This is a genomic window from Prevotella ihumii, assembly GCF_900155655.1.
GTDB classification, from domain to species: Bacteria; Bacteroidota; Bacteroidia; order Bacteroidales; family Bacteroidaceae; genus Prevotella; species Prevotella ihumii.
In genome coordinates, this window is sequence record NZ_LT706987.1 from 267,536 (window position 1) to 281,688 (window position 14,153).

The 14,153-nt window shown below is 40.8% G+C and carries 10 protein-coding genes and 2 pseudogenes; 10 read left to right on the forward strand and 2 right to left on the reverse strand.

What is annotated here, in order from left to right:
• Nucleotide 1 precedes the first annotated feature (1 nt).
• From CZ367_RS01365 to CZ367_RS01385, 5 genes are all read left to right on the forward strand, one after another.
• The gene (locus CZ367_RS01365) at nt 2–400 is read left to right on the forward strand and encodes a hypothetical protein (protein ID WP_021669139.1); all 399 of its coding nucleotides are present in this window, start codon (nt 2–4) and stop codon (nt 398–400) included.
• The gene (locus CZ367_RS01370) at nt 397–2,460 is read left to right on the forward strand and encodes a bifunctional DNA primase/helicase (protein ID WP_077195389.1); all 2,064 of its coding nucleotides are present in this window, start codon (nt 397–399) and stop codon (nt 2,458–2,460) included. Before CZ367_RS01365 ends, CZ367_RS01370 begins: the two co-directional genes overlap by 4 nt.
• Complete coding sequence (locus CZ367_RS01375) at nt 2,448–2,756, forward strand: helix-turn-helix domain-containing protein (protein WP_008449194.1); 309 nt, start codon at nt 2,448–2,450, stop codon at nt 2,754–2,756. Before CZ367_RS01370 ends, CZ367_RS01375 begins: the two co-directional genes overlap by 13 nt.
• Nucleotides 2,757–2,846: 90 nt before the next feature.
• Complete coding sequence (locus CZ367_RS01380; RefSeq protein ID WP_021668849.1) at nt 2,847–3,554, forward strand: type IV toxin-antitoxin system AbiEi family antitoxin domain-containing protein; 708 nt, start codon at nt 2,847–2,849, stop codon at nt 3,552–3,554.
• A complete protein-coding gene (locus tag CZ367_RS01385) occupies nt 3,539–4,543 on the forward strand; it encodes a nucleotidyl transferase AbiEii/AbiGii toxin family protein (protein WP_077195390.1) in 1,005 nt (334 codons plus the stop codon). The genes CZ367_RS01380 and CZ367_RS01385 overlap by 16 nt, the downstream gene beginning before the upstream one ends.
• A 110-nt stretch (nt 4,544–4,653) precedes the next feature.
• Here CZ367_RS01385 and CZ367_RS01390 read toward each other — a convergent pair.
• A pseudogene (locus CZ367_RS01390) lies at nt 4,654–6,357 on the reverse strand (helicase-related protein); the annotation flags it as partial.
• Nucleotides 6,358–6,919: 562 nt separating this feature from the next.
• Nucleotides 6,920–8,797 carry an IS1634 family transposase gene (locus CZ367_RS01400; RefSeq protein WP_077195391.1) on the reverse strand — a complete coding sequence of 626 codons (1,878 nt, stop codon included), beginning with the start codon at nt 8,795–8,797 and terminating at the stop codon, nt 6,920–6,922.
• A gap of 157 nt (nt 8,798–8,954) precedes the next feature.
• On the opposite strand from CZ367_RS01400, the pseudogene CZ367_RS01405 reads away from it, so the two are divergent.
• The 5 genes and pseudogenes from CZ367_RS01405 to CZ367_RS01425 form a co-directional block, all read left to right on the forward strand.
• Nucleotides 8,955–9,809, forward strand: a pseudogene (locus CZ367_RS01405) (primase-helicase family protein); the annotation flags it as partial.
• Nucleotides 9,810–10,417: 608 nt separating this feature from the next.
• On the forward strand, nt 10,418–11,356 hold the full coding sequence (locus tag CZ367_RS01410) for a toprim domain-containing protein (protein WP_077195392.1): 939 nt from the start codon (nt 10,418–10,420) through the stop codon (nt 11,354–11,356).
• 183 nt (nt 11,357–11,539) lie between these two features.
• Entirely contained in the window at nt 11,540–12,880 is a 1,341-nt protein-coding gene (mobV, locus tag CZ367_RS01415; RefSeq protein ID WP_077195393.1) for a MobV family relaxase, read from the forward strand.
• 97 nt (nt 12,881–12,977) lie between these two features.
• Nucleotides 12,978–13,268: a helix-turn-helix domain-containing protein gene (locus tag CZ367_RS01420; protein WP_077197327.1), complete on the forward strand. Its 291-nt coding sequence runs from the start codon at nt 12,978–12,980 to the stop codon at nt 13,266–13,268.
• Nucleotides 13,258–14,148 (forward strand): DNA-methyltransferase, encoded by an 891-nt coding sequence (locus tag CZ367_RS01425; protein ID WP_077195394.1) that lies wholly within the window; start codon nt 13,258–13,260, stop codon nt 14,146–14,148. The genes CZ367_RS01420 and CZ367_RS01425 overlap by 11 nt, the downstream gene beginning before the upstream one ends.
• Nucleotides 14,149–14,153: the final 5 nt, after the last annotated feature.

Genomic DNA, 14,153 nt, shown 5'->3' on the forward strand with positions numbered 1-14,153 from the left:
TATGACAGAAGAAGATAATTTACAAAAGACGGTAATTGCAGAGTTACGCTCACTAAGGAACGACATGGAGCGAATAGCCAGCTTTATCGTGGAAATGAGACGCGATTATTCCGTTTTGGAGGATAAGATGGAACTCAGTTCCTCCGACGTCATCAGACTCTTGGGCATTTCGCGGGCATCCCTTGCCCGATGGAGGGACACCAACGCAATCCCGTTCAGGTATATATCATGCAACCACGTTGCTTATCCGTTCAAGGGACTTTACGTCGCCGTCAAGAGCGGACGTGCCTCCTTCAAGGGTTTCAGACGGGTGGAAGCCCTGCAACGACTCAACGCCTACAAGGATGGTGTCCTTAAAGGATATATGGGAAATGGTCAAACTTTATTTGAGGAACTATGAACATCAAAGAAGAAATACTAAGCCGAACCAACAAAGGACTGGATGTGTTCTGCTTCTATATGCCCATCGACTTTGTGCCAAAGCGCAATTTTCGAAATCCTTTGTATGACGACAAGCGTGCATCGTGCAATATCTATCTCGACAACAAGTCCGGCTGCTACCGAATGAAGGATTTTGGCAATGAAGCCTATTCGGGGGACTGTTTTTGGTTTGCAGCCACAATGCTCGGACTGGACGTGAGGAAAGACTTTGTTAAGGTGCTTGAAACCATAAATCGGGACTTGCAGCTGAATATTTGCATTGAAAGGAAAGAACATAGTAATCCCCACACAATGATGATGAAGCCTTGTAAACCAACCTTAGTACAACCACCTAACCAGCTCAAGAAGATGGAAGGTAAAAAGTGGTACAAGCTAATTGAGCAATCTTTCAATGTCAAAGAACTAGACTATTGGGAGCAATATGGTATTGATACTAAGACTCTGCAACGTTTTTATGTAAAGTCGCTTGCTCGCTATGAATCTGTCTCCAATCAGGGTAAGCCGTTTACACTTGGTTCAACACATGAAGATCCGATGTTTGCATACAGTATGGGGAAGTTTGTAAAAGTCTATCGCCCTAAGAGTAAGCTGCGCTTTCTTTATGGGGGTGAGAAAGTGAACGACTATGTTTTTGGCTTCCAGCAGCTGCCCAGCAAAGGGGATGTTGTTTTCATCACAGGTGGGGAGAAAGACGTGCTTTCACTTTCGGCTCATGGTTTCAACGCCATCAGTTTCAACAGTGAGACGGCACAGATTCCTGAGAATATCATCGAAGGATTGCAGCTCCGCTTTCGCCACATTATTATATTGTACGACTCTGATGAGACAGGCATAAGAGAAGCTAAACGGCAGACAGATGCACTTGCTCAATACAAGGTGTTGAGTCTGACCTTACCATTGCAAGGGGGTAAGTCGGAGAAGGATATATCGGATTTCTTTGCCTTGGGCAATGAAGCAAAGGACTTGAAAGTGCTTCTTAATGATATGTTCACCAATATGTATGCACAGACGATGATGATATTGCAATCTTGTGAGATAGACTACGATAATCCGCCAGACGCTTCAAAGTCGGTGGTGGCAGTAAATGGTGTTCCTCTTGGAACGCAGGACAATCTGTTTTGTATCACAGGTGGAGAAGGAACAGGCAAAAGCAACTACATTGCCGCCATCCTTGCCGGCACTCTTGGGAGAGAACGATTAAAGGCAGAGCAAACCTTGGGATTGGAAGTAACTGCCAACCCCAAAGGATTGGCTGTACTTCACTACGATACAGAGCAATCGGAGGCACAACTCTATAAGAACTTGGAGAAGACACTTCGCAGGGCTGGTATCAAGTCCGTGCCAGAGTTTTATCATTCCCTCTATCTAGCATCGCTATCACGCAAGGACAGACTGAAAATCATTCGTGAGAGTATGGACTTGTTTCATCACAAACACAGTGGAATTCATCTTGTGGTCATTGACGGTATAGCAGACCTGATACGCTCCGCCAACGACGAAACAGAGAGTATAGCCATCGTGGACGAACTCTATCGATTGGCAGGAATTTACAATACTTGTATCATTTGCGTACTCCATTTTGTACCCAACGGCATCAAACTCAGAGGACATATAGGGTCTGAACTGCAACGCAAGGCTGCGGGCATTCTCTCCATCGAGAAAGATGACAATCCCGAATACTCGGTCGTCAAGGCATTGAAAGTGCGTGATGGAAGCCCGCTAGATGTGCCGATAATGCTTTTTGGATGGGACAAGGAAGCCGATATGCACGTTTATCGTGGAGAAAAGTCGAAAGAGGATAAGGAAAAACGCAAGACCGATGAACTGTTGGCTGTCGTAAAGTCTGCATTCCGTGCCAAACTAAAGCTATCATATCAAGAGTTGTGCGATGTGTTGATGCGTGAAATGGAAATCAAGGATCGAACGGCAAAGAAGTACATTGCCTATATGAAAGAGCAGCGTATCTTGTCGCAAGACACAAGTGGTAACTATCAAAAAGGAGAATTATGCCATACATAGAACATACTTCAGAAAAGGATTGGTGCAAGCGATTGTTTGACAGATTGAAAACTGTCGAGAATAAACTCGATCAACTGCTTGTACTGAAAGAGCAGTCTGTTGATACAACTACCCATCCGCCTCTTAAACCAGAGTATCTTGACATCATCGACGTATCGAAAATTCTCAAAGTGGAGCAAAAAACCATCTACAACTGGGTTTGGGCCCATAAGATACCATACCTAAAAGCTAACGGAAGACTTCTTTTTCTTCGTGAAGAGATAGACGAAATGCTACGCAAGCGTGATGAATGGTAATCATCTTTCACGATATGAATATGTATTTTGTTATGTAAATGCTTGCGTTTACATAACAAAATGTGTATCTTTGCACAAAGATTGAATTGTATGACAAGCAAGGGTATTAAGAAGAAAATATCAGAATTCGAAATGGGAAAAGTCTTTAAGTTAGAAGACTTAGGGCTTTTGCACACCGAGCATCAAGCAGCAGTGATGACTTTACGAAGACTTGTGGAAAAAGGAGAAATAGAGCGGCTCAGTCCGGGTCTCTACTATAAACCTAAAATAACACCTTTCGGAGAAGTCGGACCTACTATGGAAGAAAGATTTCGGGATTTATTATACAAAGATAACCGCCCTGTAGGTTATCTGACAGGATTCTACGCTTTCAACTTATTGGGACTTACCACACAGCAATCTACCACCCTCGAAATTGGGACAAACTTCCCTCGTCGAAATAGAAAACGAGGTATGTATGCAGTTCGGTTTGTAATACAAAAGAATGAGATAAACAAGGAGGTTATTGATATGCTACGCCTGTTGGATTGCCTTAAATGGATAAAAAAGATACCCGATACGACTGTTGACCAATCCTATTCTCGTTTGAAGAATTTAATAAATGCCTATTCTAAAAAAGAACAGGAGCGGATAGTGGAACTTTCGATGAAATACTCTCCTTTAACTCGTGCCCTGCTGGGTTCGATGCTTTCTGACAAATCATTGACAGATAAATTATATCAATCGCTTAGTCCGCTAACGCAATTTAGGATTGGACTTTCACCATCACTCGCAAAAAAACAATGGAACATACAATAGCCAAACAACTGCATTTGGAAAAAGAAAATTTCAGAGACCTGCTTCATGCCGCTTCTGAGGAGCTCACCATCCCTATCCAACTGGTAGAGAAGGATTACTACATATCGTCCATACTTCGTGCTCTTTCTGAAAGTAGTTATACCGAACAGATAGTATTCAAAGGTGGTACGTCCTTGTCTAAGGCTTATCAACTGATAAACAGATTTTCCGAAGATGTAGATTTTGCCGTCATAAGCGAACACATGAGTGGTAATCAAGTAAAAATGCTACTTTCGCACCTCATGAAAGAAGTTACAGCTAATTTTAAAGAGGATTTAGATTTCAGCGATATTTCCAAAGGATCAAAATATAGAAAACAAGCTTTTCTCTATAATACTCAAGTAGGATTGGATGAATTATCCAACCCTGTACCAGCAAGAATTATAGTGGAAATCAGTGCATTTGCCAATCCATTTCCCCATGAAATACGAATAATTGAGCCATTTGTAACTACATTTCTAAGAAAGAAGGGAATGAGTTCCTTTATAGAACTGTATAATCTTACACCCTTTGAGTTAAATGTGTTGTCACTCAGACAAACTTTATGTGAGAAAGTCGTATCGCTTATTCGTTTTTCAATGAGCGACACTCCATTGGCATCATTGACATCCAAAGTACGTCACTTCTATGATTTGGATGCACTCCTAAGCATAGAACAATTACAAAACTATATTTCCAGCGATGCGTTTGTGTCAGATTTGACAACACTGATAAAACACGATCAGCAAGCCTTTGATGAGCCAAGAGGCTGGAAACTTTTGGATAACCTAAATCAATCTCCCTTGATAAAAGACTTTGAAAATATATGGAGTTCTCTGACACCGAAATATATTGAGAATTTATCTAAAATCGCATACCGTAAGATACCATCACCAGACAATATAAAATCCTCTTTCACCAAGATTCTCCACTCGATAGAAAATATTGATTTAGGACGGCAAGAGAATTAAACATTTAGGAAAGAACGAATATTCATAAAGAAAATCTCTTTTGTTTTACAGAAAGACCCCAAAAGTTAGAAACAAAACTTTTGGGGTACATTATTTCGGAATTAGATGTTTTAATGCCGCCATTTCGGACGAAAACTCTGTGAGCGATTATCTGCTTCTTGTGTCTGTTCATTGCCTATTTTTATTGATATAGAAGTCTCATTTTCGGACAGACTATTTCCCTGTTCTTCTTTATCTTCTTTGTCCGCTGAAAGCGTTAATGCAATCTTCCTATCCAACTCTGCCACCTGCCCTTTGAGCGAGCGAAGTTCGTCCTCTTTCTTCCACGTCCCATTAGCAATAGCAGTATAGATTTCCTTATTGGCTGCAACCTTTTCTTTCTCCTTCTCATGCGATTCTATCACCTTGGGGATACGCCCCAGCGCACCCAAGAAGTTCTCACACGCAAGTTTCGGGTCGGTAGCCAACTTACCATTATTATAGGTATAGTAGATACTCTCCTGCCCTTTGACAAAGAAACGATTCATGGAGCAGTCAAACAAATCCTTTGAGGTACTTTCCGTTTTCACCATGATTGAAAAACCATAAATCTCACCGATTTTATTGTACTCGCCTTTGGTACGTGCCTTGTCGTTAATTTCTTTCAGGCGTGCGGCAATGACCTTGATGTCTGTGCTGTCTTCCACGCCCTTTATGACCAGTTTGTTGATAGGATTGCCGTCCTTATCACGCTCCACACGCTTCTCAAAGCACGCCAAGTCTGCCTTGGCTTCCTTGATCTTGTCTGAATGGAAAGACACGGAGCTGTCAATCTCTGCCAACTTTCCCGTTGCGGCATCACGTTCACGGAGGAAGTTCTTACGCTCGGATTCCAGCGTGGCAATCTTCTTGTCGAGTTTGGCTTTCTCTAACAAGTCCGTATTACCAGATAGCACGGCAACATACTCTGAAAAGTTCATACCGCTATCCTCGTCCATCGAACCCTCGTCAATGGTACGACTACCGAGCGTATTGGTCTTCAACTGATTGATAAACAATTGCTTGTTATGTAGTAGGTTGAACTTGTAACTGTCCAACGACCGCTCCACGGCATAGATAATCACATCAACTTTATTGTCCGCAAATTCTTTGGCAACCATATTGCCTTTACGGATTGCCCGACCATTGCGCTGTTCTAAATCTGAGGGTCGCCAGGGTGTATCAAGTTGATGCACCGCCACCGCACGCTGCTGGGCGTTGACACCCGTTCCAAGCATAGAAGTAGAACCGAAGATGATACGGATGTCTCCACGATTCATCGCTTCTACCATCGCTTTCTTGGCTTTCTCGTTCTTGCACTCCTGAATAAAGCGTATCTCGTAGGACGGGATATGATAATCTTCCACCAATTTACGCTTTACCTCCGAATAGATATTGAAATCTCCACCGGGCTTATACGTACCCAAATCGGAGAATACAAACTGGGTACCTTTCTGTGCATCATACTTCTGATAGTAGTCATTGAGTAATTTCGCACAATGGCTTGCCTTGTTGTCGATATGGTCTGAGTACCCATTTTCGTCTATCATGCGTAGATCCAAGCTCATCTTGCGGGCGTAGTCAGTTGCAATCAGCATCTTTGCCTTTTCCTCACTCTCGCTCAGTGGCGCACGCCCTAAAAGGGTGGCATCACCGTTTTTGGCAAACTCCATCAACTTGCCGATAAACTCCTCCTGTTCAGGTGTCGGCGGAATGTTATGGAGTATCTCGTTTTTTTCGGGACGATCGATGCCTATATCCTTTGCTGTGCGGAAATCGCAAATCTCCGCATAAAAGTAATGGGGGTGTGCTGCGTACCAATTGGGACAGGCGAAGAATACCCTGACGCATGTCCACAGGAGTGCAACAAACCCGAAAAACATTTGTTTCATTGAGTACAAACATAAGTTTTTCGGGCAAAGGTAGTAAAGCAAGAATGTTACACAAAGGCGGCTAATATTGGATGCTTACAATATTTCGGTTTCGTCTGTAAATATTATAGTCAATCAAGCAGCAACGAAAGGACACCAAAAGCGAAGTAAGGCAAATACTGCTAAGATAATGTCAGAGACGAGAATCCGTCTTATAAAACGAGAACGTGCAAAGGCTATTTTTGGTCTTAGTCAGGAAACAAAGATCAAAGTATTCCCTAATAAGCAGAAATATAGAGTACGAGATCGGCTGAAACGATGTCGATATGATGTTGAACGTAATAGCATAGATGTGTTTATTGATGATGAGACTCGTCGTCATAACAATATTGAGACTGAGGCACAGAAGTTAGGTTTTAACATTCTAACCCAAGTTTAACACCTATCATCGTAGAATCTTGCTATTATTATACTTTTTCAGTTTTGGCTATGGACTCTGTGTCCTACAAATTTTTATTTTTCTGAATGGTGCATATTTCAGTTTTAATTTATCGTATATAGCAGTTGCCTGCTTTGAGGGATTGCTGCATTGTCGCATCTGTACGATGTCTCCTAACGGGTTCCTACCTTCCGTGGTTACAAGTTTCTGGGTGCTCATCCTCCGCACGATTTCGGTCCAATAGCAGGATTCGCCTTCTCGCTTCAATTGGCAGCGGATGGTATTTACCACCCAGTAGGCAAGCAGACCGAAGAAAAGATGCGCATCGCTCCGGTCATCGGTCTGATGATATATAGGACGGAGGTTCAGGTCGGTCTTCAACTGCCTGTTGGTACATTCGATTTCTCGTATGAGGTTGTAATAGTCCCATGTGGTACGCTCGTCGAGTGTTTCTACATTGGTCCGTAGGAAGTATACGCCGTGTCCGGACTCGATGGCTGAGAGGTCTTTGAGCTTCCAGTCTACACGTAGCATTTCCTTTGGTTTTTCTTCGTTTCTAATGTAGTCTATCGCATAGTATCTTGCGATAGAAGGATATTTCTGTATGGCTCGTCCCGTACGCTCTACAACCTTCTCGTAGAGTTTCGTTCCACCTTTCTTTGCAATACCATCATTTATCTTCTTCAGCTCTGTCTCAAATCTTTCACGCCAAAGTTTGTTCATTGACGATTCGGTCATAGCCTTAGATGGAGAGGTTATCTCAAGATAGTAGTCCTCACCTTCGGTGTGTACCTTGTTGAGCGTTATCGTTTGCTTTCGGGCGTCTTTTACCATCACACTCTTATGGTCCTCACTGAGCGTGTAATCTTTCAGCTTGGTGCGGGATACGCAGAGATAGTTGTAACCCTTTGCCTTAATAAGATTTAGATTCTCTTCGGTTGCAATACCTGCATCCATCACAATAAGCGATTTTTCTTTTTGTACAGGATTCCTGTCTGCCAGCGTATCTATCATATCAGGCAGTGATTTAGGGTCAGCCGTATTGCCTTCCAGGATAGAAGAATAGCGTATGAAGCCCTCCTTATTGATACACAGGGCCAGGACGAGAAGTTTACAATCAGATCGCTTCTCTTTCGACCTACCAAACTGTGCCTTCTTGCTTTCACGCTTACTACCCTCAAAGTAGAAGTTTGTCAAGTCAAAGAGCATCAGCTTGTTATCTATATTAAAAAGGTTATCTGTTACATTGCACAAGTGACGTTCTATCTTCTCTTTAAGTTCATAGAGTTTGTCCGTTACCTTGTACAGGGCATTGATACCCGGAGTCCAGTCTTGCGACCCAGTGTAAAGTTCGGCGGCAGCCGAATTATCCCTGAGATAATAATACGAGGAACGTTCAGATACGGCATACACAGTCCGGATGATGAGCGCAGAGAGTGCGGTGTGGATAGAATGGTTGCTCCATCCTTGGTCACGCAGGAACTCTTCCAGCCCCAGCTTATCAATGGTCTGCTTACAGAGCCATTCTGCACCAACATTCCTTGCGTCAGTATGTTCTGCCGTAGCAAGATCGATATAACGTTCAGACTCCTTTCTTGCCTTCTGTTCCTTCTTATCGAATCTATCAATTCCACCTTCCTCTTTCATCCGTTGCCACCACTCATCCGCCTTAGCCTGTTCCAGTTCAGTAAGCCCCTCCAAATGCTTGCCAAATAAAGAATTAGTTCCTCTGTTCTTAAAACGCTCTGTAAGTGCAAAAGCAATTCTTCTCACCTGCAAGGCTGTGAGAGAAGGTTCAAAACCAATATTGAGTAGGATGAGCGAATGTACGTGTCCAACCACGTCACGATACGACTCTTTAAGTCTATAATAAAGAGCCTTTTCACCAGTTGCCGGATTAAAACGTGTCTGTACATTTGCGTGCATAGGTGCAAAGTAACAAAAAAAAATTGATATGCTAGTGTCCTACAAATCAGATTTAGCCCGTATTCAGAAAACGCTACGGCTGATTATTAAGTACTTAGCAAACCTGAAACCCTCAAAACACACTGAAAATTTATGAAAAATAATTATGCCCGTTAAACTTGGGCTAAAGCCCATTCAGAAGTTACCTATCCTTCTGTTGGTATCAGAAGAGCGCAACACAGGTAAAAGTACCTTCCTCAACTTCCTTAAAGCCATCTTTAAGGACAATGTAACCTTTAATACGAATGAGGATTTTCGCAGTCAGTTCAATGCTGACTGGGCAGGAAAGCTCATTATCGTAGTAGATGAAGTGCTGCTTAACCGTAGGGAAGACAGTGAACGACTAAAGAATCTAAGTACCACACATACCTACAAGGTGGAAGCCAAAGGAAAAGACCGCTCTGAAATAGCCTTCTTTTCCAAGTTTGTGCTCTGTTCCAACAACGAGTACCTCCCTCTTATCATAGATATGGGAGAAACCCGCTATTGGGTAAGAAAAATAGAAAAACTGCAATCTGATGATACAGATTTCCTCAAGAAGCTCAAAGAAGAAATACCTGCCTTTCTATTTTTTCTCCAGCATCGCACACTAAGTACCCAAGAAGAAAGCCGTATGTGGTTCAATCCTAAACTCACGGAAACACCAGCTTTAAAACGAATTATTAGGAGCAATCGTAACAAGTTGGAGATTGAAATGGCAGAACTTGCCATTGACATTATGCAACAGATGAATATCAGGGAATATTCCTTCTGTCTGAATGATATTGTTTCACTACTCAACTTCACACAGGTGAAAGCCGAAAAAGGGCAAGTGCGTAAAGTAGTACAGGATATTTGGAAGCTACAACCAGCAAGTAATACGCTTTGCTATACCACTTACCAGATAGATTACAACCGCCCCAACTATTATTCTGATGTCAGGCGCATGGGAAGGTACTATACGGTCACCCTCGAACAACTTTTAGCGTTATAACCCTTATTATTTTGATGAATTGATGAAAAGAGAATATAACTCACTGAACATAAGGGAAATAAATACTCATCAAAAAGACATCATAAATAAATCATTGATGAAGAGGTTATTGCTATCCAAAAGAGAAATTATCATGTATATACATGGTTCCTCTTTTGGTCAGCAGTAAATCCCGAACAAGTGAAGTCGCGATAATCCTACTTCGTGAAGTAGGCAGCACTTTTGTCCGCACAAAAGTACAACTTGCTACTCTAAAAAATATACTCTTCTTCTATGAAAAGACAAAATATCGAGATTGTGAAATATAGAAGTCATGATTATATGATAAAAAGATAATGGCTTTATATGATAAAAAGATATAGCGATGAGGATAATATGAAATCATCATATCCTAATCATGTCGTAAGGATAACAAGATATTAACATCTGTTTTCTTCATAAACTTACTAAACTATAGCAATAGGATTGTTCCAATAGTTCCTCTTCATTTCCCTCATGATAAATACTTTGATGAATAAATGATGAGTGGTACATTCTCTGAATATCAATCACTTATCCCCAAATTCATCAAATCATCAATTTTCTAACAACATCTAAACTGTACGAATATGAATATCGAAACCGCAAAACAGATAAAACTACAAGACTTTCTACAAGCGATAGGGCATACTCCTATCAAAGTAAGTGGTGAAAAGCTCTATTACAAATCACCCTTTAGGAATGAAACAGTAGCATCGTTCAAAGTCAATACAAAACTTAATCTTTGGTATGACTTCGGACTAGGCAAAGGAGGTAGCATCATCGCACTTGCAGAAGAGTTATACCATTCAAGAGATATTTCCTATTTGCTTGCACAAATAGCAAAATTAACTCTAGGTATATCAGCTATGAGCTATCATTCCTATCAACCTACAAAGACAGCGGTACCAGAAGAGTCTGCTTTTAAGGATATAAAAGTGTATGAACTATCTCACCCTGCTTTACTTCGTTATCTCTCTGAGCGCAAAGTGGATTTAGAGATCGCTCAAAAGGAATGTGTAGAACTTCATTTTACCCATAAAGATAAAACCTACTTCGCTATAGGTTTTGCTAACAAGGCTGGTGGCTACGAACTTCGCAACTCATTCTTCAAAGGCTGCATAGCACCTAAATCATTTACGATTATCAAATCGAAAGACCAAGCCAATAGCTGTCTGATATTTGAGGGATTTATGGACTATCTATCTTATATGGCCTTGCAAAAGCAAGGTAAGGGTATCTTAACCCTTAGTGATGACAAGTCAGTGGGAGTTTCGGATTATATCATCCTTAACTCCGTCACCAACTTGCAAAAGGCAAAGAGCCTTTTAACCTCCTACGGACACATCGTTTGTCTTTTCGACAACGATAGATCAGGCTGGACAGCTTATGTAGAACTCTCAAAAGAGTTAGGGTATAAGGTTAAAGATGGCGCACGAGCTTACTCAAAATATAAGGATATTAACGACCTACTTTGTGATAAACCTATCATCATTCAACAACAAAAGGGAAAAGGAAAGGGGCTATAAATCATCGCTTACTCCCCTATGGATATTTCATAAAGCGAAATACCATAGCTCATTAGGGCATTTTCTTTACGCAGCCGTTACACTCCTATGCTAAAAATGCCCAATGAGCAAAGGGGAATCCCCTTTTGAAACCCCGAAGAGAATCATCAACCTAAACGTAAAAACAAATAATGTAAGAGGACTATGGGATACGCAGTATTACATTTAGAGAAAGCAAAAGGAGCCGACACGGGTATGTCTGCTCATATCGAACGCACCATTCATCCTAAGAATGCAGATGAAAATCGCACTCACTTAAACAAAGAACTCATTGAGTTCCCTGATGGAATCCACTCCCGAAGTGAAGCAATAAGCCATCGCATCAATACGGCTGGTATCACTCGCAAGATTGGTAAGAATCAAGTACGAGCAATCCGGGTATTGCTCACAGGAACGCACGAGGAAATGAAGCAGGTAGAAGAAAGTGGACAACTTGGTAACTGGTGTCAAGATAACATTCAATGGTTACAAGAAACCTACGGCAAAGAGAACGTAGTGTCGGCTATTCTGCACATGGACGAACACACACCACATATCCATGCGACGATTATACCTATTGTTACCTGTGAGCAAAGGAAAGCAAAGAAAGAAGAAGAGAATGGTAAAAGGAAGTACCGAAAGAAGAAATCTGGTATAGTCAGACTATGTGCAGATGATGTCATGGCACGCAATAAGCTAAAGCATTATCAAGATAGCTATGCCCAACTTATGAACAAGTATGGATTACAACGTGGTATTGAGGGATCTGAAGCGAAACATATCTCTACTTCAGACTATTATAAGTCTCTCATTGGAGCAACAGAGAACTTACAAAGTGAGTTGCAAACACTTGAAACAAACAAGGAGCAACTACAGTCAGAACTCAGAGAAGTAAATCAAGACATTAAGATGGAGAAACTCAAAAACTCTGCCGTAAATGCAACAATAGCCATTACTGATAGTGTATCTTCTCTTTTCGGAAATAATAAGGTAAAGCGATTAGAAGAAGAAAACAAGCAGCTTAATGCAGACAAGGCTACTTTGGAGGGGAATATCTCTACGCTCAAAAGGCAAATGGAGACTTCTGAAATGATGTATCAGCAGCAAGTGGAAACAATAAAAGATGAGTTCACCCAATACTCGATTAGCAAACAAGAAGAGGAAAGAAAGTTGGACGAACTTATTCCTTATCTTGCCGATATTAAGGCTATCGTGTGTGAATGCTTGCAAATGGGCTTTACTCCTAATTTAATAAAGGCTATTGCATGCTTCAAGAAAGTTAACTTCCGTGGTTCGCTTTATTCTAAGCAGCATAATCGTAAGTTTGACACGGAGCAATCTGTTGCATACATTAAAAATGTTGTTCGACCTGAACAGAAAAACAAGTGGCAATTGTTTATTGATGATTTGCCTGTAGTTGAGTGGTTTAAGATGAAATATGAACAGTGGAGGGCGAAAAATGAGTATAAGATTTCTCAAAATAGAATTGGGAGAATGAAAATATAATATTACAACGAAAGCAACATTTTTACGTGGAAAAAGTGTTGTTATCAATATTTTTGCTTATATTTGCCAAATAATGACAAATCACAATGTGACAACTATGGTTTTTTCTGAAAGACTTAAAGAGTTGCGGGAACAAAAAGGATTACTTCAACGGCAATTAGCGTCTGCTTTGGAGATAGATACTCCTATGTATAGTCGAATTGAGCGAGGAGAGCGTAAAGCCAAGAGGGAACAAGTAATTTTACTTGCAAAACTTCTTGAAACAGATGAAAGAGAGTTAATCCAACTTTGGCTCGCAGATAAGGTTTATGATGTGCTTGCAGAAGAAGATTGTGCAAGTGGAGTGTTGAATATGGTTGCTGAAAGTATAAGAGAATATGGAAAATAACATTCAAGATTTTGTTAATAAGGTTATTGAAGATGATTGTCTGAAGGTTATGCCTAATATTCCAGACAAATCAGTAGATATGATTTTGTGCGATTTACCCTACGGAACAACACAAAATAAGTGGGATTCCGTCATTGACTTAGATAAGCTTTGGCAACAATATATGCGTATTATAAAAGATAATGGTGCTATTGTTCTAACTGCGCAAGGTCTTTTCACGGCAAAGCTGATTTTAAGCAATGAAGATTGGTTCAAATACAAAATAGTTTGGATAAAATCAAAATCAACAAATTTCTTAAATGCTAAGAAGCAACCTTTGAGAAAGCATGAAGATATTTGTGTGTTTTATAAACAGCAACCCACATACAATCCCCAAATGACAAAGGGAGAGAGCTATGATAAAGGTATTCGCAAAAATCAATATACAGGAAGTTATGGAGATTTCAAGCCACGACATGTTCAGAGTAACGGCATGCGTTATCCAAATGATGTCCTATGTATGGATGATAATGAAATTCCAATAGAAGATTTTTTATATGTAAAAACGGCAGAGTCAGAAGGAACTGTATATCATCCAACTCAAAAACCTGTTGAGCTTGGGCGATACTTAATAAGAACATTCTCTAACCCTGGCGATATTATTCTTGATAATGCTTGTGGCAGTGGTAGTTTCTTAGTTGCTGCTGCTATGGAGCATAGAAAGTATATCGGAATTGAGAAAAATCAGAATGTAATGCTACATAAGGTCAAAGAAATAGATTATATACAAGTATGTGCAGATCGCCTTGCAGAGGTTACTGCTAAGCAGCACAATGATAAAATGGAACCTGTCATACAAGGTCTTTTTGACAACAAAGTATATACCTCCGCTGCAAAGTAATAGTT